This is a genomic window from Pseudoduganella guangdongensis, from assembly GCF_009857475.1.
GTDB classification, from domain to species: Bacteria; Pseudomonadota; Gammaproteobacteria; order Burkholderiales; family Burkholderiaceae_D; genus Rugamonas; species Rugamonas guangdongensis.
Genome location: NZ_WWCJ01000027.1, coordinates 22,658 through 48,656, shown reverse-complemented (window position 1 = coordinate 48,656; position 25,999 = coordinate 22,658). Strand labels below are relative to the sequence as shown.

At 65.7% G+C, this 25,999-nt stretch carries 23 protein-coding genes; 16 read left to right on the top strand and 7 right to left on the bottom strand.

Features of this window, described 5'->3' with window-relative positions; translation table 11 throughout:
• Positions 1-57: 57 nt before the first annotated feature.
• Positions 58-645, bottom strand: a complete 588-nt coding sequence (gene orn / locus GTP41_RS24665; protein ID WP_202419872.1) for an oligoribonuclease — start codon at positions 643-645, stop codon at positions 58-60.
• Between the two features lie 57 nt (positions 646-702).
• Here orn and GTP41_RS24660 point away from each other — a divergent pair, with 57 nt between their 5' ends.
• The 13 genes from GTP41_RS24660 to GTP41_RS24600 all read left to right on the top strand — a co-directional run bounded on the left by GTP41_RS24660 (position 703) and on the right by GTP41_RS24600 (position 16,928).
• Positions 703-1,974 (top strand): M48 family metallopeptidase, encoded by a 1,272-nt coding sequence (locus tag GTP41_RS24660; protein WP_161028248.1) that lies wholly within the window; start codon positions 703-705, stop codon positions 1,972-1,974.
• Positions 1,975-1,982: 8 nt separating this feature from the next.
• Positions 1,983-2,324 carry a 4a-hydroxytetrahydrobiopterin dehydratase gene (locus GTP41_RS24655; protein WP_161028247.1) on the top strand — a complete coding sequence of 114 codons (342 nt, stop codon included), beginning with the start codon at positions 1,983-1,985 and terminating at the stop codon, positions 2,322-2,324.
• Positions 2,321-3,220 (top strand): ribosome small subunit-dependent GTPase A, encoded by a 900-nt coding sequence (gene rsgA, locus GTP41_RS24650; protein WP_161028246.1) that lies wholly within the window; start codon positions 2,321-2,323, stop codon positions 3,218-3,220. Before GTP41_RS24655 ends, rsgA begins: the two co-directional genes overlap by 4 nt.
• 10 nt (positions 3,221-3,230) lie before the next feature.
• A complete protein-coding gene (locus tag GTP41_RS24645; protein WP_161028245.1) occupies positions 3,231-6,077 on the top strand; it encodes a tetratricopeptide repeat-containing sensor histidine kinase in 2,847 nt (948 codons plus the stop codon).
• 45 nt (positions 6,078-6,122) lie between these two features.
• On the top strand, positions 6,123-7,052 hold the full coding sequence (gene argF / locus GTP41_RS24640) for an ornithine carbamoyltransferase (protein ID WP_161028244.1): 930 nt from the start codon (positions 6,123-6,125) through the stop codon (positions 7,050-7,052).
• 20 nt (positions 7,053-7,072) lie between these two features.
• A complete protein-coding gene (locus GTP41_RS24635) occupies positions 7,073-8,305 on the top strand; it encodes an argininosuccinate synthase (protein ID WP_161028243.1) in 1,233 nt (410 codons plus the stop codon).
• A 96-nt stretch (positions 8,306-8,401) separates the two neighbouring features.
• On the top strand, positions 8,402-10,213 hold the full coding sequence (locus GTP41_RS24630) for a methyl-accepting chemotaxis protein (RefSeq protein ID WP_161028242.1): 1,812 nt from the start codon (positions 8,402-8,404) through the stop codon (positions 10,211-10,213).
• Positions 10,210-10,668, top strand: coding sequence for a chemotaxis protein CheW (locus GTP41_RS24625; RefSeq protein WP_161028241.1), 459 nt, complete (start codon positions 10,210-10,212; stop codon positions 10,666-10,668). Before GTP41_RS24630 ends, GTP41_RS24625 begins: the two co-directional genes overlap by 4 nt.
• Entirely contained in the window at positions 10,665-11,915 is a 1,251-nt protein-coding gene (locus tag GTP41_RS24620; RefSeq protein ID WP_161028240.1) for a CheR family methyltransferase, read from the top strand. The genes GTP41_RS24625 and GTP41_RS24620 overlap by 4 nt, the downstream gene beginning before the upstream one ends.
• Positions 11,912-12,583 (top strand): chemotaxis protein CheW, encoded by a 672-nt coding sequence (locus GTP41_RS24615; RefSeq protein ID WP_161028239.1) that lies wholly within the window; start codon positions 11,912-11,914, stop codon positions 12,581-12,583. The genes GTP41_RS24620 and GTP41_RS24615 overlap by 4 nt, the downstream gene beginning before the upstream one ends.
• Positions 12,580-14,892, top strand: coding sequence for a hybrid sensor histidine kinase/response regulator (locus GTP41_RS24610; RefSeq protein WP_161028238.1), 2,313 nt, complete (start codon positions 12,580-12,582; stop codon positions 14,890-14,892). The genes GTP41_RS24615 and GTP41_RS24610 overlap by 4 nt, the downstream gene beginning before the upstream one ends.
• Complete coding sequence (gene cheB, locus GTP41_RS24605) at positions 14,889-15,914, top strand: chemotaxis-specific protein-glutamate methyltransferase CheB (RefSeq protein ID WP_161028237.1); 1,026 nt, start codon at positions 14,889-14,891, stop codon at positions 15,912-15,914. The genes GTP41_RS24610 and cheB overlap by 4 nt, the downstream gene beginning before the upstream one ends.
• A gap of 9 nt (positions 15,915-15,923) precedes the next feature.
• Positions 15,924-16,928 carry a diguanylate cyclase gene (locus GTP41_RS24600; protein ID WP_161028236.1) on the top strand — a complete coding sequence of 335 codons (1,005 nt, stop codon included), beginning with the start codon at positions 15,924-15,926 and terminating at the stop codon, positions 16,926-16,928.
• On the opposite strand, the gene murB is transcribed toward GTP41_RS24600, so the two are convergent.
• Entirely contained in the window at positions 16,921-17,946 is a 1,026-nt protein-coding gene (murB, locus tag GTP41_RS24595) for a UDP-N-acetylmuramate dehydrogenase (RefSeq protein WP_161028235.1), read from the bottom strand. The genes GTP41_RS24600 and murB overlap by 8 nt on opposite strands.
• Positions 17,947-18,080: 134 nt before the next feature.
• Here murB and GTP41_RS24590 point away from each other — a divergent pair, with 134 nt between their 5' ends.
• Both GTP41_RS24590 and GTP41_RS24585 read left to right on the top strand, forming a co-directional pair.
• Entirely contained in the window at positions 18,081-18,566 is a 486-nt protein-coding gene (locus tag GTP41_RS24590) for a YajQ family cyclic di-GMP-binding protein (RefSeq protein WP_161028234.1), read from the top strand.
• Between the two features lie 13 nt (positions 18,567-18,579).
• Positions 18,580-19,839 (top strand): nitronate monooxygenase, encoded by a 1,260-nt coding sequence (locus GTP41_RS24585; RefSeq protein ID WP_161028233.1) that lies wholly within the window; start codon positions 18,580-18,582, stop codon positions 19,837-19,839.
• An 89-nt stretch (positions 19,840-19,928) separates the two neighbouring features.
• Here GTP41_RS24585 and GTP41_RS24580 read toward each other — a convergent pair whose 3' ends face one another.
• Complete coding sequence (locus GTP41_RS24580) at positions 19,929-20,852, bottom strand: exopolyphosphatase (RefSeq protein ID WP_161028232.1); 924 nt, start codon at positions 20,850-20,852, stop codon at positions 19,929-19,931.
• A 51-nt stretch (positions 20,853-20,903) separates the two neighbouring features.
• Positions 20,904-21,827, bottom strand: a complete 924-nt coding sequence (locus GTP41_RS24575) for a LysR family transcriptional regulator (RefSeq protein WP_161028231.1) — start codon at positions 21,825-21,827, stop codon at positions 20,904-20,906.
• Positions 21,828-21,924: 97 nt separating this feature from the next.
• Between GTP41_RS24575 and GTP41_RS24570 the strand changes: the two genes are divergently transcribed.
• A complete protein-coding gene (locus tag GTP41_RS24570; RefSeq protein ID WP_161028230.1) occupies positions 21,925-22,653 on the top strand; it encodes an SDR family oxidoreductase in 729 nt (242 codons plus the stop codon).
• Here the strand turns inward: GTP41_RS24570 and GTP41_RS24565 are convergent.
• The 3 genes from GTP41_RS24565 to GTP41_RS24555 are packed head-to-tail and all read right to left on the bottom strand — an operon-like array spanning position 22,605 to position 25,989.
• Complete coding sequence (locus GTP41_RS24565) at positions 22,605-24,098, bottom strand: DUF3482 domain-containing protein (protein WP_161028229.1); 1,494 nt, start codon at positions 24,096-24,098, stop codon at positions 22,605-22,607. The genes GTP41_RS24570 and GTP41_RS24565 overlap by 49 nt on opposite strands.
• Positions 24,095-25,501 (bottom strand): DUF2868 domain-containing protein, encoded by a 1,407-nt coding sequence (locus GTP41_RS24560; RefSeq protein ID WP_161028228.1) that lies wholly within the window; start codon positions 25,499-25,501, stop codon positions 24,095-24,097. Before GTP41_RS24560 ends, GTP41_RS24565 begins: the two co-directional genes overlap by 4 nt.
• Complete coding sequence (locus GTP41_RS24555; protein WP_161028227.1) at positions 25,498-25,989, bottom strand: nuclear transport factor 2 family protein; 492 nt, start codon at positions 25,987-25,989, stop codon at positions 25,498-25,500. Before GTP41_RS24555 ends, GTP41_RS24560 begins: the two co-directional genes overlap by 4 nt.
• Positions 25,990-25,999: the final 10 nt, after the last annotated feature.

The following is a 25,999-nucleotide window of genomic DNA, read 5'->3' as shown; positions in this document are numbered from 1 at the left end:
CCCTCACGAAAATGTCCACTTTTCTTCCTGACCCCAAGGTGGACATTTACTCGGGAGTTACAGTTTGATGAAGTGCTCGCGGTAGTACTTGAGCTCTTCGATCGATTCGATGATGTCGGCGAGCGCGGTGTGCTTTTGCGCTTTCTTGAAGCCGGCGACCATTTCCGGCTTCCAGCGGCGGCCGAGTTCTTTCAGGGTGGAGACGTCGATATTGCGGTAGTGGAAGAACGCTTCCAGCTTCGGCATGTACTTGACCATGAAGCGGCGGTCCTGGCCGATGGTGTTGCCGCACATTGGCGCTTTGCCTTTCGGAACCCATTGGCGCATGAAGGCCAGGAATTCGGCTTCGGCTTGCTCTTCACTCACGGTGGAGGCTTTGACGCGGTCGATCAGGCCGGAGCGGCCGTGCGTGCCTTTGTTCCAGGCGTCCATCTTGTCCAGCGTCTCATCCGACTGGTGGATCACCAGCACCGGGCCTTCGGCCACCACGTTCAGGTGCATGTCGGTGACGATCATTGCCACTTCGATAATGCGGTCGGTGTCCGGTTCCAGGCCGGTCATTTCCATGTCGACCCACACCAGGTTCATCTCGTTCGGGCGCTGCTGGTTGGCGGGGCTTACTGGGGTGTCGTTCGCTTGTGACATAATTCTCTCTATAGCAATTTAAAGCAGATTAATCTGCCATTTTCTCACAGGCATAGAATGTCATCACACGCGTTTTCGTTTTTATTCATTGCCTTTTTGGCACTAACCTTGATTGTGCGCTTTTGGCTTGCCTCGCGCCATATCCGCCATGTGATGCAACACCGCGCCGCTGTGCCGGCCGAGTTCGCGGAAAAAATTCCCCTTGCGGCGCACCAGAAGGCGGCCGATTACACCGTGGCGCGCACCAAGCTGGGCATCGTCGGCATGCTGGTGTCGGGCGCGGTGCTGGTGGGCTTTACCTTGCTGGGCGGCCTGCAGTGGCTGTCCGTGACGGTGTTTAACGCCACCGGCGGCGGCATGGCGTACCAGCTTGGCCTGGTGGTGGCGTTCGGCGTGGTCTCGGGCCTGCTCGACCTGCCCCTTGATTACTACCGCCAGTTCACGCTGGAGGAGCGCTTCGGCTTTAACAAGATGAGCAAGCGCCTGTTCTTCTTCGACCTGGTGAAAGGCGTCGGCCTGGGCGCGGCCCTCGGCCTGCCGCTGGTGTGGGTGATCCTGGTGCTGATGGAGAAATCCGGTTCGCTGTGGTGGCTGTATGCCTGGTTCGTGTGGTGCGGTTTCCAGCTGCTGGTGATGGCGCTCTACCCTAACCTGATCGCGCCGCTGTTCAACAAATTCACGCCGCTGGCGGATGAATCGCTGAAGCAGCGCATCGAGGGCCTGATGGCGCGCGTGGGCTTCGCTTCCAAGGGGCTGTTCGTGATGGACGGTTCGAAGCGCAGCGCGCATGGCAATGCCTACTTCTCCGGCTTCGGCGCGGCCAAACGCATCGTGTTTTACGACACCCTGGTGTCGTCGCTCGCGCCGCAGGAGGTGGAGGCGGTGCTGGCGCATGAACTGGGCCACTTCAAGCTGAAACACATCGTCAAGCGCATCGTGGTGATGTTCGCGCTGTCGCTGGGCTTCCTGGCTTTGCTGGGCTACCTGAAAACCCAGCTGTGGTTCTACACCGGCCTGGGCGTGAACCCGATCATCGTGCCGGGCCAGTCGAATGATGCGCTGGCCCTGATCCTGTTCATGTTGGCTCTGCCGGTCTTCACGTTCCTGTTTGGCCCGCTGACTTCGCTCAGCTCGCGCAAGCATGAATTCGAGGCGGATGCATTCGCCGCCAAACACACCGATGCGCGCGACCTGGTGTCGGCGCTGGTCAAGATGTATGAGGATAATGCGTCGACCCTGACGCCGGACCCGCTGCATTCGGCCTTCTACGATTCGCACCCTCCCGCCAGCGTGCGGATTCGTCAACTTAACCTGGCGATATCCCAATGAATGCGCCAATGACATCCCATATCCTTTCCGCAGCCGACCTGCGCGCCCTGCGCTGCAGCCACCAGAGCACCGCGCTGGACGCCCCCGAGGCGCTGCGCCTGGTGCAGTTGCTCGATGGCTGGAGCATGGCCAGCGGCAAGCTGGTGAACACCTTCGGCTTCAACAATTATTACGAGACCATGGCCTTCGTGAATGCGCTGGCCTTCATCTCGCACCGCGAGGATCACCACCCGGAACTGGTGGTGAGCTACAAGACCTGCCAGGTGCGCTATGACACGCATTCGGTGAACGGTTTGTCGATCAACGATTTCATTTGCGCCGCCAAGGCCGATGCATTGGGCCAGGCATGAGCAAGGGGGATAAACGCACCGGCACCATCATCGCGGCCCACGGGCGCCACTATCTGGCGGAGGCGGACGGCCTGCGCCTGCAGTGCGTCACGCGCGGCAAGAAGACCAACGTCGCGGTGGGCGACCTGGTGGACCTGACCCTGACCTCGCCCGACCAGGCGGTGATCGACAAGATCCAGGAGCGCAAGACGCTGCTGTACCGCTCCGACCAGTACAAGTCCAAACTGCTGGCGGCCAACGTCGACCAGCTGTTCATCGTGGTGGCGACCGAACCAAGCTTCTCGGACGACCTGGTGTCGCGCGCCCTGGTGGCGGCGGAGGCGGCCGGCATCCATGTGCGCCTGCTGCTGAACAAGGTGGACGTGACGGAGATGCTGGAGCATGCGCGCAAGCGCCTGCAGGTCTATTCGGCCATGGGCTATGAGGTGATCGAAGTGTCGGCCACCGGCCAGCCGGAGCAGACCGGGGCTACGCTGGCGCCGCTGCTGCAGGGCCATTCCTCGATCCTGATCGGCCAGTCCGGCATGGGCAAATCGTCGCTGATCAACATCCTGGTGCCGGACGCCGATATCGCCACGCGCGAAATCAGCGAGGCGCTGGATACGGGCAAGCACACCACCACCTTCACCCGCCTGTACCACGTGGGGCCGGATTCGAGCGTGATCGATTCGCCGGGCTTCCAGGAGTTCGGCCTGTACCACCTGAGCGAGGGCATGCTGGAGCGGGCTTTCCGCGATTTCCAGCCCTACCTGGGCAACTGCCGCTTCTACAACTGCCGCCACCTGAGCGAGCCGCAATGCGCGGTGCTGGACGCGGTGGGGCAAGGCAAGATCGCCAAAATGCGCCACACGCTGTACGGCCAGTTGCTGCACGAGTCGTCGCAAACCCTTTATTAACAGGAGCACCATGCAGCAGCTGTATGCCGACGACGATGCCGTAGCGCGGTGGGAACTGGAACTCCTGCCCCTGCGCGGCAATGCCCGGCTGCCGCTGCTGCTGCCGCTGTCCTGGCACTTGCGCCAGCGCGCGCCCAAGCGTGCCATGCAGCTGGCGCAGGAGGCGCTGGCCCTGCTGCCTTCGGCCCACTTGCCGGACGCCGGGCGCAGCGCGCTGGAGGCGCGCCTGCAACTGGTGGACGGCGAGATCCGCTGGCTGGACGGCGAGCTCGATGCCGCCGCCGCGCTGGCGACGCGCGCGCTGGAGGCCTTCCAGGCGCAGCAGGGCGCAGCGGGCCACGCGGGCCGCGCCGATGCGCACTGGCTGCGGGCCTGGATCGCGGTGGACCGCGGCAACCATGCCCTGCGCGACGCCGAACTGGAGGCGTGCGCCGCCGCTGCCCACGCAGCGGGCGACCAGGAGCGCGCTGCCATCGCCGATGCGGCGCAGGCGCGCTGGGCGGCGCTGCGCGACCTGCATGCGGCCAGCGAGCGCTGGGGCAAGCGCTTCGACCTGGCGCAGGACTTTGCGCCCGGCGTCGATTGCTGGGTCAACGACTTTTTCGGCATCGCGGCCAGCCAGGCCGGCGATATCGGCAATGCCGCCGGCTTCTACATCCGCAGCTACGAGGCGGCGCTGGAAACGGGCCAGGTGCGCGCCGCCGCCACCGCCGCCACCAACATCGCGGAAAAATTCTCGCACCTGAACGACCACCACTCCGGCCTGGAATGGATGCAGCGCGCCATGGAGCTGGCGCGTCCCACCGGCTGGCCGCGCAGCATCGGCTCCTGCCTGGTGCACACGGCCGACATCGTGCGCCGCCTGGGCCGGCTGGACGCATCGGAGGAGCTGCTGCGCGAAGCGCTGGTGATCCTGGCGCCGCAGGCCAATGGCCGCAGCTACGCCATCGCCTTGCAGCACCTGGGCGACCTGTGCCTGGACAAGAAGGATTTCGGCGAGGCGCTGGACGCCTTCCAGCGCCTGAACGAGCGCGCCGAAGCGCTGCAGCAGGGCGACTTCAAGATCGTGGCGCTGCGCGGCCAGGCCCATGCCCTGTGCTACCTGGACCGCCCGCAGGAGGCGCTGGCGATGGCGCAGCAGGCGGTGGAGCGCGCCGCGCGCCACCACAACGCCTTCCACCACATCGCCGCGCTGCGCGTGCTGGCACGCATCCACGGCCAGCACCGCACCTTGCCGCAGCCGCCCGGCATGAGCGCGCCCAACGCGCGCCTGCACTACCTGCACAAGGCGCTGGCGGCGGCGGAAACCATCCAGGGCTACACCGTGCCGGGCGACCTGTACGACGCGCTGGGCGAGGAGTATGCGCGCCTGGGCGACTACGGCTGCGCCTACGAAATGTCGACCGCCGCCAGCGCCGCGCGCGAAAAAACCCACACGCTGGAGGCGACCAGCCGCGCCATCGCCATGCAGGTGCACCACCAGACCGAGCAGGCGCGCGCCGAGGGCCTGCACCACCGCGAGCTGGCCATGTCGGAGGCGCGCCGCGCCGAAGTGCTGCAGCAGACCAGCAAGCTGCTGGAGCGCCTGTCGGCCATCGGCCAGGAAATCACCACCCACCTCGACGCCGGCGCCGTGTTCCAGGCGCTGGACCGGCACGCGCACGCCCTGCTGTCGGCCAACACCTTCGCGGTCTACCTGGTGGACCAGGCCGGGCGCACGCTGGAACGCGCCTTCGGCGTGGAGGCCGGGCGCGCCCTGCCGCGCAACAGCATCCCGCTCGACCACCCCACCGCCTACACCGCGCAGTGCCTGCGCGAGCGGCGCGAGGTGTATATCGACCAGATTCCACCGGAGCGCAACAACACGGTGACGCCCGGCACGGCGGCCAGCGTATGCGCGCTGTACGTGCCGCTGCTGGTGGGCGAGCGCGTCTTGGGCGTGATGACGGCGCAGGCCATGCACGCCAATGCCTACGGCGAGCGCGAACGCCTGATCTTCCGCACGCTGTGCTCCTACGGCGCAATCGCGCTGGACAACGCGCACGCCTACAGCCAGCTGCAGGAGGCGCAGTCGCAGCTGGTGTCGCAGGAAAAGCTGGCGGCACTGGGCTCGCTGATGGCGGGCGTGGCGCATGAATTGAACACGCCGATCGGCAACAGCCTGCTGATCGCCAGCACGCTGGAGCAGAAGACCATCGAGCTGGAACAGGCGATCAACGGGCCGGGCCTGCGCAAGTCCGAGCTGCTGGCCTTTATCGACGACACGCGCAAGGCGTCCACCCTGGTGATGCGCGGGCTGCACAGCGCGGCCGACCTGGTGTCGAGCTTCAAGCAGGTGGCCGTGGACCGCACCACGGAGCAGCGCCGCATGTTCAACCTGCACCAGGTCACGCATGAAATCGTGGCGACGGTGATGAACCGCATCCGCAACGCCTGCCACAAGATCGAGTACGAGGTGCCGGACACCATCGCGCTGGACAGCTACCCCGGCCCCTTCGGCCAGGTGGTCACGAACCTGATCAACAACGCCCTGCTGCACGCCTTCGACGGGCGCGAAGGCGGCAAGATGCGGCTGGTGGCCTCGACCCCGGCGGAGGGGCGCGTGCTGGTCGTCTTCAGCGACGACGGCGGCGGCATCGCGCCGGCGAACCTGACGCGCATCTTCGACCCCTTCTTCACCACCAAACTGGGGCAAGGCGGTTCGGGCCTGGGCCTGTCCATCAGTTATAACATCGTCACTTCCCTGCTGGGCGGCCAGATCGCCGTCGACAGCAGCAGCGCCGGCACGACCTTCACCCTGGACCTGCCGTTGACCGCGCCACGGCACGATCCCGAACGCCCGGCCACCATTTATTGAAATGCCCGTATAATCTTTAGTCCACCGCAGCAAACCTTTGCAAAGATGTCTATACCACCTAAACGGATCAAACACTACCTCCAGTTCAACGACCTGTCCCTGGAGGAGTATGAATATGTCATCGCCCGCGCCGCGGAAATCAAGCGCAAATTCAAGGCGTACGAGATTTACCACCCGCTGATCGACCGCACCCTGGTCATGGTGTTCGACAAGAATTCGACCCGTACCCGCCTCTCCTTCGAGGCCGGCATGCACCAGCTGGGCGGCGCCGCCATCTACCTGAACACGCGCGACTCCCAGCTGGGGCGCGGCGAGCCGGTGGAGGACGCGGGCCAGGTCATGTCGCGCATGTGCGACATCATCATGGTGCGCACCTTCGGCCAGGACATCATCGAGCGTTTCGCCGCCCATTCGCGCGTGCCGGTGATCAACGGCCTGACCAACGAACACCATCCTTGCCAGGTGTTTGCCGACATCTTCACCTATATCGAGCATCGCGGCTCGATCAAGGGCAAGGTGGTGGCCTGGGTCGGCGACGCCAATAATATGCTGTACTCCTGGCTGCAGGCGGCGGAAGTGTTCGGCTTCCACGTCAACGTCTCCACGCCGCACGGCTACGATATGGACATGTCGCTGGTCTCGACCGACCGCTACACCTTCTTCGCCAACCCGTCGGACGCCTGCCAAGGCGCGGACCTGGTCAACACCGACGTCTGGACCTCGATGGGTTACGAAGAGGAAAACGCGGCGCGCCTGAAAGCCTTCGACGGCTGGATCGTGGACGGCGCCAAGATGGCGCGCGCCAAGCCGGACGCCCTCTTCATGCACTGCCTGCCGGCCCACCGCGGCGAGGAAGTGGCGGCGGAAGTGATCGACGGCCCGCAATCCGTGGTCTGGGACGAGGCCGAGAACCGCCTGCACGTGCAAAAGGCCCTGATTGAGTACCTGCTGCTCGGCCGCCTCGACACCAAATAACCCAACTGACTGAGAAAACCATGAGCGACGTAAAAAAAGTAGTCCTCGCCTACTCCGGCGGCCTGGACACCTCCGTGATCCTGAAATGGCTGCAGGATAACTACAAGTGCGAAATCGTGACCTTCACCGCCGACCTGGGCCAGGGTGAAGAGCTGGAGCCGGCGCGCGCCAAAGCGCTGAAATTCGGCATCAAGCCTGAGAACATCTTCATCGACGACGTGCGTGAAGAGTTCGTGCGCGACTTCGTGTTCCCGATGTTCCGCGCCAATACCGTGTACGAAGGCGAATACCTGCTGGGCACCTCGATCGCGCGTCCGCTGATCGCCAAGCGCCTGATCGAGATCGCCAACCAGACCGGCGCCGACGCCATCTCGCACGGCGCCACCGGCAAGGGCAACGACCAGGTGCGCTTCGAACTGGGCGCCTACGCGCTGAAACCAGGCGTGCGCGTGATCGCGCCGTGGCGCGAGTGGGACCTGCTGTCGCGCGAAAAACTGCTGAAGTACGCGGAAGACGCCGGCATCGCCGTCGACATGAAGCACAAGAACGGCGGCGCGCCGTACTCGATGGACGCCAACCTGCTGCACATCTCCTTCGAAGGGCGCCACCTGGAAAACCCGAGCGCCGAAGCCGAGGAATCGATGTGGCGCTGGACCGTCAGCCCGGAAGCGGCGCCGGACCAGGCGGAATACCTGGATATCGAATTCGAAAAAGGCGATATCGTGGCCCTGAACGGCACCCGCATGTCGCCCGCCACCGTGCTGACTGAACTGAATCGCCTGGGCGGCAAGCATGGCATCGGCCGCCTGGACCTGGTGGAAAACCGCTACGTCGGCATGAAGTCACGCGGCTGCTACGAAACCCCGGGCGGCACCATCATGCTGAAGGCGCACCGCGCCATCGAGTCGATCACCCTGGACCGCGAAGTGGCGCACCTGAAGGACGACCTGATGCCGCGCTACGCTTCGCTGATTTACAACGGCTACTGGTGGGCGCCGGAGCGCGTGGCGCTGCAAACCCTGATCGACCACACCCAGGCCACCGTGAACGGCTGGGTACGCGTCAAGCTGTACAAGGGCAATGTGATCGTCGTGGCGCGCGATTCGAAGACCGATTCGCTGTTCGATCAGACCATTGCCACCTTCGACGAAGACGGCGGCGCCTACAACCAGGCCGACGCCGGCGGCTTCATCAAGCTGAACGCGCTGCGCATGCGCATCGCCGCCAATGCGCGAAATAAACGTGGCCAATAAGCTTTCTTGCACCGCTTAAAACGGGCCGCCTTTGCGCGGCCCGTTTTTTTTGTTACATTGCCTTGGAATAAAGCCATCCTCCCCGGAGACCCGCGCATGAACAACCTGAGCGTCAAGAATAAACTCTACCTCGGCTTCGGCACCATAGTCGCAATCATCTTGCTACTGCTGATCCTGGCCTATAACAACTTCAACCGGCTGTCGGAAGCGAACGCGTGGGACAAGCACACGGCAGATGTGCTGCTCGAGTTGGCCAGTGTCTCGTCCACCTCGCTCGAAGTGCAAAACGATGTGCGCGGCTACCTGCTGACGGGCGACGAAACCTACCTGGCCAGCAAGCAGGAACACTACGAGGAGATGAAACAGCACCTGGAAAAGGCGCTGCGCCTGACGAACGACAATCCGCGCCAACAGGAACGCCTGAAGCGCGCGCAAGCCATCTTGCTGAATTGGGGCGACGTCCTGATCCAGCGCCAGGTCGACCTGCGCAAGGAGCTGCGCGACACCAAAGGCGCGGCCGATGCGGTGGGCCAGTCGAGCGCGCTGAAAGAGGCGGTGCAAGTGCGCCGCCGCGGGCGCGACCTGCTGGATGAGACGGCCAACGAAGAACGCAGCCTGCAGGCCGAGCGCCTCGCCAACAGCAAAAAGCTGCAGGAAACCCAAGGCAACCTGTTTGCGGTCGGCGGCGCCGCCGTGGTGGTGCTGTCGCTGCTGGTCTCGATCCTGCTGGCGCGCGCCATCCTGGGCCCGCTGGCCAGTTTGACCAGCATTCTGGCGCGCCTTGGCGCCGGCGAGCTGAGCGCGCGCGTGGCGGTGACGACGCGCGATGAGATGGGCCAGCTGGGCGAGGACGTCAACAAGATGGCGCAGCAGCTGCAGGATGGCACCGCGCGCGAACTGGCGCAGACCAATGACCTGCGCGCCAAGGTCGATGCGCTGCTGGAGACGGTGTCGCGCGCCGCCGGTGGCGACCTGACCGGCAAAATCACCGTCGGCGGCGACGATGCGATCGGCCAGCTGGGCGACGGCTTGCGCCGCATGTTCGACAACCTGCGCCAGCTGCTGAACAATGTGCAGAAGGCCGGCATCCAGGTCACCACCTCGGCCACCGAGATCGCGGCGTCGGCCAAGCAGCAGGAAGCCACCGGCGTGGAACAGGCGCAGACTTCGGTGGAGGTGCTGAGCACCACCAAAGAAATCTCCTCCAACACCTCGCAGCTGCTGAAGACCATGGAAGATGCGACGGCGGTGGCCGACTACACCACCTCCGCCACCTCGGAAGCCCAGGGCAACCTGCGCCGCATGGACCAGACCATGCAGAATATGGTGAACGCGACCGATTCGATCAACGCCAAGCTGGCGGCACTGTCGGAAAAAGCGTCGAATATCAATTCCGTGCTGACCACCATCACCAAGGTCGCCGACCAGACCAATATCCTGTCGCTGAACGCCGCGATCGAGGCCGAGAAGGCGGGCGAGGCCGGGCGTGGCTTCTCGGTGGTGGCGACGGAAATCCGCCGCCTGGCCGACCAGACCTCGGTCTCGACCTGGGATATCGAGCAGATGCTGAAGGAGATGCAATCGGCCGTCTCGGCCAGCGTGATGGGCATGGACAAGTTCTCGGAGGAGATCCGGCGCAGCGTGGGCGAGGTGCGCCAGGTGACGGACCAGCTGTCCGGCGTCATGGACCAGGTGCAGAAACTGGCGCCGCAATTCGACGCCGTGCTGCAGGGCATGCAGGCGCAGGCGGTCGGCGCGCAGCAGATCACCGAGACCATGATGCAGCTGAACGATGCCACCCAGCAGACGGTCGAATCGCTGAAAGCCACCAGCGAGGCGGTGCACCAGCTGCAATACGCGGCGGGCGACCTGCAGACCAGCGTCGCCACTTTCTCCGTGAGCGCATGAAAGTCCTGGTCTTCCACATCGGCGCCGACCGCTACGGCTTGCCGTTGCGGCAGGTGCGGCGCGTGCTGCCCCTGCTGGAACTGAAGGGCATTCCGCTGGCGCCGGACAGTGTGGCGGGCCTGATGAATTTACACGGCGCGCCGGTGCCGGTGATCGACCTGGCCCGCATCAGCGGCGCGCCCCCTTCGCGCCGGCATTTCGACACGCGCATCGTGCTGGCCGATTACACCGCGCCCGATGGCGCCGTGCATGCCCTGGGCCTGATGGCCGAGCGGGTGCTGGGCGTGCAGGAAGTGGCGCAGCAGGACCTGGCGCCGAGCGGCGTGCAGGGCGCGCCCTTCCTTGGGCCGGTGGCGGGCGACGCGCGCGGCATGGTGCAGCTGATGGAGGTGAATGCGCTGCTGCCGGCCGAGCTGCGCGCGCGCCTGTTCCCGGCCGGAGCGGCGGCGGAATGACAGTCCAGGCCACACTGCGCCGCATGACGGGCCTGAACCTGGCCCGCAGCACCGTCGAACACGCGGTGAAGCAGCGCATGACGGCCACCGGGCAGGCCGAGCGCAAGGCCTATGTCGACGCGCTGGACGAGGCCGAGCTGCGCGAGCTGGTGGAGCTGGTGGTGGTGCCGGAGTCGTGGCTGTTCCGCGACCCGCTCGCCTTTTCCGCTGCGATCGCGCACATCCGCGCGCGGCAGGCGGAGGGGGCGAAGGTGGTGCGCATCCTGTCCGTGCCCTGCGCCGGCGGCGAGGAGCCGTATTCGATGGCGATGGCCCTGCTCGACGCGGGCGTGGCGCCGCGCAGCTTCCTGATCGATGCGCTCGACATCAGCGCGGCTTGCGTGGCGCGGGCGCAGGCCGGGGTGTACGGCCGCAATGCGTTCCGCGCCCAGGATTTGTCGTTCCGCGACCGCTACTTCAAGGCGCTGGGCGAGGACTTTTACCAGATCGACGATGCGCTGAAGGCGCGCATCCGCTTTGCGCAGGGCAGCATCCTGGAGGGGCCGCTGGGCAGCGCGCGCCAGTATGACGTGATCTTTTGCCGCAACCTGCTGATTTATTTCGACGACCCGACCACGGCGGCGGCGATCGCGCGCCTGTCGGCGCACCTGGCCGACGACGGCATCCTGCTGGCGGGGTATGCCGAAGTCCCCTCCTTCGTGCGCCATGGCTTCGCACCGCTGCCGCACCGGCAGGCATTCGCCTTGCGCAAGGACCTCAAACTGCCCGGCGCCCCGGCCCAGCCCGCCCTGCCCCCTGCCGCCCCCCGCCTCGCCCGCGCGCCGACCGCCGCACCTGCCGCGTCGGGGCCCGGCCGGGCGGCGCCAGGCGCACCGATTCCCGCCAAGCCAAACAGCGCCAGCACTGCCGCGGCGCCGACGCTGGTCGCGGCCGGTGACGACAGCCTGCTCAAGCAGGCCCGCACCCTGGCCGACGCCGGCAAAGCGCAGGAAGCCGATGCCGCCTGCCGCGCATTCCTGGCGCGCCAGCCCGAATCGGCCGAAGCCTACTTCATCCTCGGCCTGCTGGCCGAAAGCGCCAGCCAGCCGGCCGACGCCGAAGTCCAGTGGAAACGCTGCCTCTACCTGCAGCCGGACCATTACGAGGCGCTATGCCACCTCGCCCTGCTGCACGAGCAAAGCGGCAACAGCAGCGCCGCCGCCACCCTTAAGGCGCGCGCCGCGCGCGCATTCCAGAAACGACCATGACAGAGCCCACACAAGAACTGGACGCCTGCTGGAACCGCATCGGTATCACCGGCGACCATAGTTGCGAAATCCTGCAGCAGGCCGTGCACTGCCGCAACTGCGAAGTGTATGCCAAGGCCGCCGTGCGCAACCTGCAGCGCCCCGTCGGCCAGCACTACCTGCGCGAATGGGCCGACCATTTCCGCGCGCCGGAGGATCAGGGCGCGCGCCAGGACAATTCCTGCGTCGCCTTCCGGATCGGCCGCGAATGGCTGGCCCTGCCCACCTCCATGTTCCAGCAGATCGCGCCCAAAGCCATCCCGCACCGCCTGCCCCACCGCAGCGCGCGCGGCCTGCGCGGCGTGGTCAATGCCGGCGGCAAGCTGTATCCCTGCATCTCGCTGGCCGACCTGCTCGGCATCGACGAAGCCGGCGGCGAGGCGCGCGCCGGCCGCCACACCTTCGCCCGCATGCTGCTGGTGCGCTGGGAAGAACAGAGCTACGCGCTGCCGGTGGCCGAGCTGCACGGCATCATCCGCTACGCCTCCGGCGCGCTGAAACCGCCCGCCGCCACCATCAACAAGGGCATCGAACGCTACCTGGCCGGCGTGCTGGCGCATGAGGACATCCAGGTCGGCTGCCTGGACGACAGCCTGCTTGGCTACCAACTCGCGAGGACGCTGCGATGACCGACAAAAGGGATGACCTGAGCCAGTTTTCCATGCTGGACCTGTTCCGCATGGAAGCCGACAGCCAGACCCAGATCCTGACCGACGGCCTGCTCTCCTTCGAACGCCGCAACGACCCGTCCGATATCGAGCCGATGATGCGCGCCGCGCATTCGATCAAGGGCGCCGCCGCCATTGTCGGGCTGGACATGGTGGTGCAGCTGGCGCACGGCATGGAGGACGCCTTCCTCGCGGCCCAGGCCGGCAAGCTGAAACTGACGCCGAACCGGGTGGACGCGCTGCTGGCCGGGGTGGACCTGATCGTACAGTGCTCGCGCGTCAACGACGATATGGACGCCTGGCTGGCCGCGCACGGGGCGCGGATTGCCAAAACCATGACCGATGTGCAGGGCATCGCCTTCCTGCCGGAGCCGCTATGGACGCCGTCGGCCTATGCCGCGCCCGCCGCCCCGCCGGCGCCGCCCGCCGCGCCCGCACCGCTCGCGCCGGCCATGCCGGCCGCCCTGCCCGCCGCGGCCGGCGCCGAGCCGCCGCCGGCCGAGCTGGCGCCCGAACCGGGCATTCCCGGCCGCGCACTGCCGCCGATGAAGAACGCGCAGAACTTCGACCGCCTGCTGGCCCTGGCCAGCGAAGGGCGCATTAACGCGCACCAGCTGCATCCCCTGATCCAGGGCATCCAGCGCCATAAGCGCAACCAGGCCACCCTGTTCTCGGTGCTGGAAGAACTGATGGAAGCGGCCTCGCACGCCAGCGATCCCACGCTCAAGGAAAAGGCCCTGCTGGCAATCCAGAAAAGCCAGCCGCTCAAGCAATTCATGCTGGAGCACATCACCGACATGGAAAACTACGAACGGCGCCTGCTGATCGGCTCCGAAAACATGGTCGACGAAGTGCTGGCCCTGCGCATGCGCCCCTTCCGCGACGGCATCCAGCACTTTCCGCGCATGGTGCGCGACCTGGCGCGCAGCCTGGGCAAGGACGTGGTGCTGCAGATCGAAGGCGACGACACCCTGGTCGACCGCGATATCCTGCTGCGCATCGAGAGCCCGCTCAACCACATGCTGCGCAACGCCATCGACCACGGCATGGAAACCCCGCAGGAACGCCTGGCCGCCGGCAAGCCCGCCACCGGCACCATCCTGATGGAAGCGCGCCACCGCGCCGGCATGCTAAACATCGACATCAGCGACGACGGGCGCGGCGTCGATCCGGAAAAGGTGCGGCGCACTGTGCTCGAACGCAAAATGGCAAGCGAGCAGATGGTGGCCGCCATGTCGCAGGCCGAGCTGATGGAATTCCTGTTCCTGCCCGCCTTCAGCCTGAAAGGCAGCATCACCGAGATTTCCGGGCGCGGCGTCGGCCTCGACATCGTGCACGACACCATCCGCCAGCAGAACGGCACGGTGCGCATTGAAACCGAATTGGGCAAGGGCTTCCGCAGCTCGATCACCCTGCCGCTCACGCAATCGATCGTGCGCGCCCTGGTGGTGGACGTGAAAGGCGAAGCCTACGCCATTCCCATCGTCAAGGTCGAACGCATCCTCAAGGTGGCGCAAAGCGCCGTGCACACGCTGGAAAACAAGCAGTTCTTCGACCACGACGGCGAGCATCTTGGCCTGGTGGGCGCGGCCCACCTGCTCGAGCTGGGCGAGCTGGAACCGGCCGACGAAATGCCGGTGGTGGTGATCGGCGGCAACACGCGCCGCTACGCCCTGGTGGTGGACCGCATCCGCGGCGAGCAAAGCCTGGCGGTGCAGGCGATCGACCCGATTTTCGGCAAGATGCGCGACATCTCCGCCGCCGCCCTGCTGGACGACGGCGAGCCGGTGCTGATCCTGGACGTGCCCGACCTGCTGCTTTCAATCGAGAAGCTGTTGCAGGAAGGCGGCTTGCACCAACTTACTCGCTCAGACCATGCTGGACGGCGTAAAATGAAACGCATCCTTGTCGTGGACGATTCGCTCACCGTGCGCGAAATGGAGCGCAAACTGCTGGTGGGACGCGGCTTTGAGGTGGACATCGCCATCGACGGCATCGACGGCTGGAACGTGGTGCGCAGCGGCGACTACGACCTGGTCATCACCGACGTCGACATGCCGCGCATGGATGGCATCGAGCTGGTCAACCTGATCAAGAAGGACCTGAACTTGCACAAGCTGCCCGTGATGATCGTTTCCTACAAAGACCGGCCGGAAGACCGCGCGCGCGGCCTGGCGGCGGGCGCCGATTATTACCTGACCAAGGGCAGCTTCCACGACGAGACGCTGCTGGACGCCGTGGCCGACCTGATCGGCGAAGCCTACCGATGAGAATCGCCATCGCCAACGACGTGCCCATGGCCGCCGAGGCGCTGCGGCGCGTGGTGGCCAGCACGCAGGAGCACCAGGTGGCCTGGATCGCCCGCACCGGCCTGGAGGCGGTGCACAAATGCAGCACCGACCGGCCCGACCTGATCCTGATGGACCTGAACATGCCGGAGCTGGACGGGGTGGAGGCGACGCGCCGCATCATGGAAGAATGCCCGTGCGCCATCCTGGTGGTGACCGGCCGGCCGCAGGACAATGTGAACCAGGTGTTCCGCGCCCTGGGCGCCGGCGCGCTGGACGTGACCGCCACCCCGGTCCTGCAAGGACAGCAAGGCGGCGACGCCGAACTGCTGCACAAGATCAAAACCATGGACAAGCTGATACGCCACAGCGGCGGCAGCCAGTCCATGTCGCCCCGGCGCCACAGCCCGCAGCCGGACGCGCAGGCCGCCGTGCGCACCCTGGTGGCCATCGGCGCCTCCACCGGCGGACCGCTGGCGGTGGCGCGCATCCTGGCCGGCTGGACCCCGCCGCTCAGCTGCGCCGTGGTGGTGGTGCAGCATATCGACGAGAACTTTGCCGACCATTTTGCCAAATGGTTATCGGAACAGCTGGCCGTTCCGGTGCGCGCCATCGAAGGCCGCACCCAGTTGCAAGGCGGCGTGGTGATGGTCGCCAAGAGCAACGACCACCTGGTACTGGATGAAAAGTATCAACTGGGTTACGATGCCAACCCAAAGGACTATGCATACCGGCCCTCGGTCGATGTGTTTTTCAACTGCGTGGCGCAGCACTGGCGCGGCGACGCGTTCGGCGTCCTGCTGACCGGCATGGGCCGCGACGGCGGCGAAGGCTTGCTGGCCATGCGGCGCGCCGGCAAGACCACGATAGCACAGGACCAGGCCAGCAGCGCGGTGTACGGCATGCCGCGCGCCGCCATGGAACTGGATGCCGCGCAAACGATACTGCCGCTGGATAAGATCGGACCTTTCCTGCGCAGCGCGATCGGAGGCAAACTGATTTGAAGGAAAGCGATGTCTGACATACTCACCTTGAACCTGGAAACCGAACCAAGCCTGACCAACTTCAAGGTGCGCGTGCTGCTGGTGGACGACCAGCTCATTATCGTGGAAGCGGTGCGGCGCATGCTGGCCGGCGAAGACGATATCGAATTCCACTTCACCACCGATGCACGCGAAGCGATCGATATCGCCGACTCGCTGCAGCCAACCGTGATCCTGCAAGACCTGGTGATGCCCGACGTGGACGGCTTTGAGCTGATCCGACGCTTCCGCGCCGAACAAGCGCACGCCCACGTGCCGATCATCGTGCTGTCCGCGCGCGAAGACCCCAAGCTCAAAGCGCACGGCTTTGCCGTCGGCGCCAACGACTACCTGGTCAAGCTGCCCGACCGCCTGGAGCTGCTGGCGCGCGTGCGCTACCATTCCAACGCCCACATCAACCGCCTGCAGCGCGACCAGGCCTTCTGCTTCCTGCGCGAAAGCCAGCAAAAGCTGGCCGCCGCCAATGTGGAACTGCAAAAGCTGACGGCGCTCGACCCGCTGACCGGCATCGGCAACCGCCGCCGCTTCGATGAGACGCTGGTACTGGAATGGCAGCGCGGACAGCGCGACAAGACCCCGCTATCGCTGCTGATGGTGGACGTCGACCACTTCAAAGCCTACAACGACCACTACGGCCACCCGGCCGGCGACCTGGCGCTGAAAAAAGTGGCCGCGGTGCTGACCGAGAACCTGAAGCGCCCGGCCGACCTGGTGACGCGCTACGGCGGCGAAGAATTCGCCATCATCCTGCCCGAAACCGACAGTGCCGGCGCCATGAAGGTGGCGGAATCGTGCCTGCAGCTGCTGGCGCACTTGCAGATCGAGCACAGCCAGGCCCCGCAAGGCGTGCTCACCATGTCGATCGGCGTGCACACGGCCGTGCCCGACAAGAGCGCCAGCTGGAGCCAGCTGGTCGCCAGCGCCGACCGCGCCCTGTACGACGCCAAAGCCGCCGGCCGCAACCAAATTAAATGAAGACCGGCTCCGGTTCGAGATTGACGCCGTAGCGGGCGGCGACGTCGGCCTGGATGGCGGCGGCCAGGGCCTGCACTTCGGCGCCCGTGGCGCCGCCGTTGTTCACCAGTACCAGGGCCTGTTTCGGGTAGACGCCGGCCGCGCCCAGCGTCTTGCCCTTCCAGCCGCATTGGTCGATCAGCCAGCCGGCGGCCAGCTTTTCGCTGCCGTCGGGCTGGCGGTGGTGCACCAGGTCCGGGAATTGCTCCAGCAGGCGCGCACAGTGCTCGCCGCTCACCACGGGATTCTTGAAGAAGCTGCCGGCATTGCCAAGCTGCGCCGGGTCCGGCAACTTGCGGCGGCGGATGGCGATCACGGTGTCGGCCACTTGCTGCGGCGTCGGCGCCGCCAGGCCCTGCCCGGCCACGGCGTTGGCCAGTTCGGCGTAGCGCAGGTTGGGCTGCCAGGCGCGCGGCAAGGCGTAGCTGACGTCCAGGATCACCAGCTCCCGGCCCTCGTGCTTGAAGACGCTGTCGCGGTAGGCGAAGCGGCAGGCGGCGCCATCCATGGCGCGCACCTCGCCGCTGGCCGGGTCGAACGCGCTCAGCGACAGGAAGTAATCCTTGGTTTCCGCCCCGTACGCCCCAATATTCTGGATCGGTGCCGCGCCCACCGTGCCCGGGATCAGGGACAGGTTTTCCAGCCCGCCCACGCCTTGCGCCAGCGTCCATTGCACGAAGCCGTGCCAGTTTTCGCCGGCGGCGGCGCGCACATGGTGGTGGCTGGCGGTGCCGGGCAGGATTTCGCGCCCTTCCAGGGCGATGTGCAGCACCAGGCCGGGAAAATCGCGCGTCAGCAGCAGGTTGCTGCCGCCGCCCAGCACCAGGCGCGGCATGGCGGCCAGCTGCGGCTCGGCCAGGGCGGCGCGCAACACGTCCAGCGATGTCACGCGCAGGTAATGTTTGGCGCGTACATCAATACCGAAGGTATTTAAATGTTTTAGTGGGAATTGGTGCTGGATTAAATCGCTGAAAGGCATGGGCAGATCAAGTTTTTGCTCGATTATAGTGCAATAGTGACAAAAACGACCGAGCGTTCGCTTGTTTGTCCGTTAAAATGTCGCTTCTTTTGAATCCGCCCTTTGGGCGGTTGCTTCATTGTAAAGGAAAGAATATGCCATCGTTTGACGTAGTATCCGAAGCGGACATGATCGAGGTGCGCAACGCCGTCGATCAAAGCAACAAGGAAATCACCACCCGTTTCGACTTCAAAGGCAGCGATGCGCGCGTAGAACAAAAAGAAAACGACCTGACGGCATTCGCCGATTCGGAATTCCAGCTGAGCCAGGTCCGCGATGTCCTGACCAACAAGCTGGCAAAACGTAAGGTCGACGTGCGTTTCCTGGATGAAGGCAAGATAGAAAAGATTGGTGGGGACAAAGTCAAGCAGGTCATCAAGGTGAAAAATGGTCTCGATACCGAGACCGCCAAAAAGATCACCAAGGTTATCAAGGAAAGCAAGATGAAGGTCCAGGCCAGCATCCAGGGCGAATCGGTGCGCGTCACGGGCGCCAAACGCGACGACCTGCAGGCTGCCATGCAGCTGCTGCGCAAGGACGTGCCGGACACGCCACTGGAATTCAACAATTTCCGCGATTGATCGAAGGACTGTAATGAAACGTGTTGACGATTTCCGCCTCAAGTTTGGTGACAAGGAGTACGTGCCAATCATGATCGGCGGGATGGGCGTGGATATTTCCACGACCGAACTGGCGCTGGAAGCAGCGCGCCTTGGCGGCATCGGCCATATTTCCGATGCCATGGTGGAGGATGTCTCGGACCGCAAGTTCGACACCACCTTCGTCAAGGACAAGACCCGGCTGTACAAGCACAACATCAACAATATGGACAAGTCCGAGGTGCAGTTCGACCTCGGTCGCCTGGCCGAAGCACAGCGCCGCCACATCGGCGACACCATGCAGCGCAAGCAGGGCCCCGGCCTGATCTTCGTGAACTGCATGGAGAAGCTGACCATGAACGGCCCGAAGGAAACCCTGCGCACGCGCCTGAACGCGGCGCTGGACGCGGGCATCGACGGCATCACCCTGTCGGCCGGCCTGCACTTCGGCTCCTTCGCGCTGATGGCGGACCACCCGCGCTTCCGCGAAGCCAAGCTGGGCATCATCGTCTCCTCCGTGCGCGCGCTGCAGATCTTCCTGCGCAAGAACCAGAAGCTGAACCGCGCGCCCGACTACGTGATCGTGGAAGGCCCGCTGGCCGGCGGCCACCTGGGTTTCGGCCCGGAAGACTGGAAAGACTACGACCTGCACACCATCACGCGCGAAGTGCTGGACTACCTGAAGGGTGAAAACCTGGATGTGCCAGTGATTGCCGCCGGCGGCGTATTCACCGGCAGCGACGCCGTATCGTTCCTGGAAATGGGCGCGGCCGGCGTGCAGGTGGCGACCCGTTTCACCGTGACCAAGGAATGCGGCCTGCCGGAAGAAGTGAAGCAGGAGTACTTCAAAGCCACCGAAGAAGACGTGATCGTGAACGGCATTTCGCCGACCGGCTACCCGATGCGCATGCTGCAGCAGACCCCCGCGATCGGCTCCGGCATCCGTCCCGGCTGCGAATCCTACGGCTACCTGCTGGATGCCACCGGCAACTGCGCCTACATCAATTCGTACAACCGCGAAGTGGTGGCCAACGGCGGCAGCGACAAGGGCATCAAGGTGATGGACAAGACCTGCCTGTGCACGCACATGCGCAACTTCAACTGCTGGACTTGCGGCCACTACACCTACCGCCTGAAGGACACCTCGTTCAAGAAACCCGACGGCACCTACCAGATGCTGACGGCCGAACACGTGTTCAAGGACTACCAGTTCTCGACCGATAATTCTATAGCGTTACCCGAGAAAGAGTTCTAATTCCGTAGACGTAAAATTCGGGGTCAGGTCTGACAATCGGACAATTTGCGCAGCAAATTGTCCGATTGTCAGACCTGACCCCGAATCTATTAGCCTTCTTTGTTGATGCGCGCGATCAGGGCGCCCAGCACATCTTCCGCCATTTCATTCTCCACCTGGCAGGTGCCGGCGTTCTCGTGGCCGCCGCCGCCGTATTCGAGCATCAGCGCGCCGATATTCGTTTTGGAGGTGCGGTTCAGGATCGATTTGCCGGTGGCGAACACGGTGTTCTGGTTCTTCAGTCCCCACAGCACGTGGATCGAGATGTTCTGGTCAGGATACAGGGCGTAGATGACAAAGCGGTTACCGGCGTAAATCGTCTCTTCATTCCGTAAATCCAGCACCACCAGGTTTTTGTGCACCGTGGCGCAGCGCCTGATCTGCTCTTTGCATTTCTCGGCATGCTCGAAGTACAGGTCCTTGCGTTCCTTCACGTCCGGCAGCGCCATGATTTCCTCGATCGAGTGCGAGCGGCAGTAGTCGATCAGGTCCATCATCAGGTTGTAGTTCGAGATGCGGAAGTCGCGGAAGCGGCCCAGGCCGGTGCGCGCGTCCATCAGGAAGTTCAGCAAGTCCCAACCCTGCGGGTTGAGCACTTCGTCGCGGTTGAACTGGGCTGAGTCGCCTTTGTCCACCGCCAGCATCATGTCGTTCCAGGATGAGGGGAATTTGTTGCCGCCGCCGTAGTAGTCGTACACCACGCGCGCGGCGGAGGGGGCGTTGGGGTCGATGACGTGGTTCTGCCGTTCACCGGTGTTGCGGATGGTCTCGGACAAGTGGTGGTCGAAGGCCAGATGGGCGCCGGACACATAGGGGAGATTGGTGGTGATATCGCGGCTGGTGATGGCGATCTTACCGTCCTGCATGTCTTTGGGGTGCACGAACAGGATCTCGTCGATCAAGTCCAGGTGCTTGAGCAGCACCGCGCACACCAGGCCATCAAAATCACTGCGGGTTACTAGGCGAAACTTCATGGAAGACACCCCTATCGCTGATAAGTTGGAACCCCATAGTACCGTGAAGCCTCAGAGCCTGTCGAGCCGCCCGGCAAAGTCCATGCCCTGCAGTTGAGCCAGCACATAGTCGACGAAGGCACGCGTCTTGGCCGGCAACAGCTTCTTGCTTGAATAGTAGATGGAAAGCGGCCCCACTTCGGCGTGCCAGCCGGGCAGCAGGCGCACCAGCCGGCCCGATTCCAGCAAGGGCGCGGCGTGGGGTCCGGGCAACAGGGCCACCCCCAGGCCCATGCAGGCCGCCTGCGCCATCGCTTCCGGGTCGTCGAAGGTGGCGATGGTGCGGAATTCGGCCAGCGCTTCCTCCCCGGCCGCGTTGCGCAGCAGGTAGTCGCGCAGGCGGCCACTCTCGGCGGAGCGGCGCGCGATGCCATCCCAGCCGGCCAGCTGCGACGGGTGCTGCGGCAGTCCCCGCCCGGCCAGGTACGCCGGCGCGGCCACCGCCAAAATACGCGGGCGCCCCAGCTCGCGCGCCACCACGCCCGGCGCCAGCTCGATGCCGCCGCCAATGGCCACGTCGTAGCCTTCGCCGATCAGGTCCACGGTGCGGTTGTCGAAGCGCCAGTCGTGCTGCACCGCCGGGTAGCGTTCGATGAAGCCTTTCAGCAGCGGCAGCAGGTACATGCGCCCCACCCCGTGCGCCACCGCCACCTTCAAGGTGCCGGCCGGTTCGCCGGCGTCCTGCGCGGCGCCGGCCATGGCGCCCTGCAGCTCGGCCAGCGGGCCGCGCACTTGCTGCAGCAGGCGTTCGCCGGCTTCGGTCAGGGCCAGGCGGCGCGTGCTGCGCTGGAACAGGCGCACGCCGAGCCGGGCTTCCAGCCGCGCCACGTTCTTGCTGACGGCGGCCGGGGTCATGCCGAGGCGCCGCGCCGCTTCGGAAAACCCGCCGCCTTCGGCGCTCTGCAGGAAGGATTCAAGCAGGTTCAGGGGCAGCATTTGATACCTTTGGTTGAAAGTGATAGTCAATATTACCAGCTAGTCGCCACACAATGCGCGGGACATACTGGCTCCATCAACAACCAAGGAGCAAATCATGAACAAAATCGCTTTCGTTACCGGTGGTTCGCGCGGCATCGGTGCCGCCATCGTGCGCCGTCTCGCCCAAGACGGCGCCACCGTCGCCTTCACCTACCAGAGCTCCGGCGCCGCGGCCGACGCCCTGGCCAGCGAAATCGCCGCCGCCGGCGGTACTGCGGTGGCGCTGCAAGTGGACGCGTCCGACGCTGCCGCCAGCCGCGCCGCCATCGACGGCATCGCCGCCCGCTTCGGCCGCATCGATATCCTGGTCAACAATGCCGGCGTGCTGCACCTGGGCGACGTGTCGGAGCTGACGCTGGAAGCCTTCGACCACACCATCGCCGTCAATGTGCGCGGCGTGTTCGCTGCCACGCAGGCGGCGGTGGCGCATATGCCGGCGGGCGGCCGGGTGATCAATATCGGCTCCACCAATGCCGAGCGCATGCCCTTCCCCGGCGGCTCGGTGTATGCCATGAGCAAATCGGCGCTGACCGGCCTGGTGCAAGGCCTGGCGCGCGACCTGGGCCCGCGCGGCATCACCATCAATAATGTGCAGCCCGGCCCGGTGGATACGGATATGAACCCGGCCCACAGCGATTTCGCCAAGGGCTTGCACGAGCTGATGGCGATCAAGCGCCACGCGCGCGGCGAGGAAATCGCGGGGATGGTGGCCTACCTGGCCAGCGACGAAGCGGGCTACGTGACCGGCGCCGGCCTTAACATCGACGGCGGTTTCGCCGCCTGACCCTCCGGGTAAAGCCGTGCCAGCACGTGGGCCGTGATCGCGGTGACCACGGCGCTGGCCGGCGCCAGCTCGCGCTCCTCCTGCTCGCGCAAAATCTTCCACAGCGCCGTCACATCGGTTTCGTGCAGCGCCACCGCCTGCTCCACTTCCTGCTGCCAGAACGGCGGCGCTTCGCTTTCCACGAAATTGCCGCGCCCGCGCCCGTAATGGGCCACGGCCAGGTAGCGCAGCACGCTCGACACCAGCAGCGTGCGCAGGAAATCGTCGGACAGGGTAATGGTCGGCACGTCGCGGTCCATGCTGGCGTTGAAGCCCCAGGCCGCGCCGGCGAAGGTCAGCGCGCCGATCACGCCGCCCAGCAGCGCGCCCGTACCCAGCGTCAACCCGCCCGCCGCCAGGTCGGCCGAGAAGCCGGTGGCGGCGCCGGAGACGATGGCGCCCAGCAGGGCCGCCTGCCCTTTATCCACCGGCGCCAGCACCTGGAAATGCTTGCTGACGCGCGCATTGATCTTGGGCGCCTCGCTCGGGTCCAGCTTGTGCAGCGCCAGCAGGTTGACCGTGGCATGGCCGATCGACAGGTTGAGGCGCGCCACCAGGGTATTCATGGCGCGCTCCTGGCGCTTGCGGTCTTCGCCCTTGCCGATGCCGATGATCTTGAGCGCGGAAGCGATCACGCCGCGCTCCACCGCATCCACCACCTGCTTGTCGTGCGCCGCGTCAGCCAGTTGCTGCGCCATGACCGCCATGGATTGCTTGAAGCGGCGCGCATTGGTCTCCTCCCATACTGAAAACAGGCGCTCGTAGGCTGGCTGTTTGTCCGGCCCGACCAGGGCGCCGAGCGCGTCGTAGAACACGCGCTCGTGCACCCAGCAGCGGGCGAAGGCGTCCAGCGGCAGCACTTCGCGCACCTGGCCGAATTGCAGCATATGGTCCTTCCAGCGCAGCAGTTCGGCCTGCTCTTCCGGCAGCGGGCGCGGTGGCCCCATCTGGTTCAGCAGCACCAGCACCGGCTTGCCGAGCCAGTCGAGAATGCGCATTTCAGCGGCGATGTAGCCGGCGTCGCCCGGGCTTTCGGTGGAATTGACAAGGTAGAGCACGACGTCGGCCTCGTCGCGCGCGGCGCGCAAGGCTTGCTGGCTAAGCCAGAATGGGCGGTCGCGGTAGCGGTCCACCACTTCGCGCAGGAACCAGCCGATCGGGTTGCCGGTCATGGCCAGGCGCTTCATCAGGCGCACCGAGTCGCCGAAGCCGGGCGTGTCCCACAACACCAGGCGGTCGCCGTTCTGGGTCGTCATCAGGGTGTGCGCTTCGGCGAAGGCGGTCACGTGGGCGGCATCGCGTACCTCGCCCACGTCGGCGCCCAGCAGGGTGCGCGCCAGCGTGGTCTTGCCGTTATTGGTGTGCGAGACCAGGGCCAGCTGGATGGTGGCGGGCGCGCTGCTCATGCCTGGTGCTCCTTCGCGGTTGGCGGCGCCAGCAGGTCAACTACTTTCGGCTCGGCGCCGTGCAGGATGCAGAACTCACGCCACAATTCTACGCGCTCGCGCAGGCGGGCGGCGTCCAGCCGCGCGGCCAGCGCCGACTGGTCCAGCAGCACCACCAGGCGCCGCCCCTTGCCCAGCGCCGCCAGGAAGGCGCCGTGGTTCTCCTGTTCCGGCGTGGCGGCGATGCCGAACAACACCGCCGTGGTCGCGCCGCCCGCCGCCTCCAAGGCCGGGGCTTCGCTGCCGTAGGCTGCCGGGGGCAGCAGGCGCACGCGGGCCTGCTCGCCGAGCATGTCCTGCGCCACCGCATCCAGTCCCTTGCTGCGCGCCTCGTCCACCGTCAGGCTGTACGGCAGCACGCGCAGCAGGCCCGGCTCGCCGCCCGCCGCGGCGGACAGCTGCTGGAAATATGGCTGCTCCAGGTCGAGCGGGAAGTGTCGGCGCAGCCAGGCCGCGCGCAGCGTCGCCAGCGCGCCCAGTACAAGGCGCGGCAGCACCACGTACAGCAGCAGGCTGGCGGCATACAGGTGCACCCAGCGCGCGCCGTTGCCCAGGCGCGCGTCGGCCCAGTCCTGCAGGCCAGCCACTTCGGCCAGCGTGAAGCCTTGCAGGCCGAACACGGCTACCGCCGGCGCGAACAGCAGCGACAGCAGCTGGTGCACCTGCCCGGCATCGAGGAAGGTGCTCTCCCAGCCGGTCGCGTAGCGTTCCACAATGCCGCGCACGTACAGCGACAGCACGGCGCCGGCGGCAAAAGCGGCGGCGGAAAAATGCAGGATGCGCGCAATGCGGGCCAGGTTCAGCCGCGAGCTCAGGCGCGCCCACTCCACCGTGAACTGCAGCACGCCGGCGGCCAGCACGTGCGGCAGGCGGCGCGGCACGTGGCTGCCGCCCAGGCCCATGCGGTTGGCCAGGCCGCGCCGCAGGCCGCTGCGGCGGCCGGGCAGCAAGGCCAGCACCGCCAGCGCCGCATAGGCCAACGCATTCCAGGCGATGATGCCTAGCAGCGGCAAGGACAGCAGGTCGACATGGGTACGGTCGGCAAAACGCTCGGACAGCGCGCCGATGACCAGGGCCAACACCGGCAGCAGCCAACTGGCGCCCCACAGGCCGCTGTGGCCGTGCGCCACGGCGCCGAATGCCTTGTGGCGCGCGACCAGGCGCTTCAGCAGCTGTTCGGCGCGCTGCTGCAGGAAATCCGGCAGGGTCGATGCGGAACGGGCTTCAGCGGCCTGCCAGTGGGCCAGCTCGCGCGCGGTGCGGCTGGCATATTTGCGGTCATCGTCGGTCAGCACTTCCTTCTGCTGGTCGGCCTCTTCTATCGCCTTGACCAGCATGATGGCGCGCGCCGCTTCTTCCTTCATTGCCCCTCCAGGCAAACGCCCGGCTTGCCGCCCTGCAGCGAGACCGGGCTGCCCGGCCGCTCGACCTGGTAGTAGAGGGAGATGATGCGCCAGCCGTCCTCGGCGCGGTACAGCTGGATGCTGTTCACGCCCGTGAAATTCGCCTTGGCCGCGTTGCGCTCGGTGCGCGATTCCACCACGCTGTAGACGGTGGCGAAGCGGTCGTACTGGCGCACTTCGCGCGCCACTTCGCATTCGTAGAAACCCTTCTCACCGACGCGGCCGATGCCGGCGGCGAAGTCGGTGCCGCGCGCCACCGACAGCGCGGGCGCGCCGTCACGGTAGCGGGCGCCGTAGACCATGGCGTCGGGATGGAGGATGGCGCGCAGCGCGGCTTCATCGCCGGCCTTGCCCGCATCATGGCTGATGGATCGCCACAGCGTGGCGACCGCCTGTTCCGGCGTGGCCGGGGCGGCCAGCAAGGCCGCAGCGAGGACGATTGCATTCATGCGCCGAGTG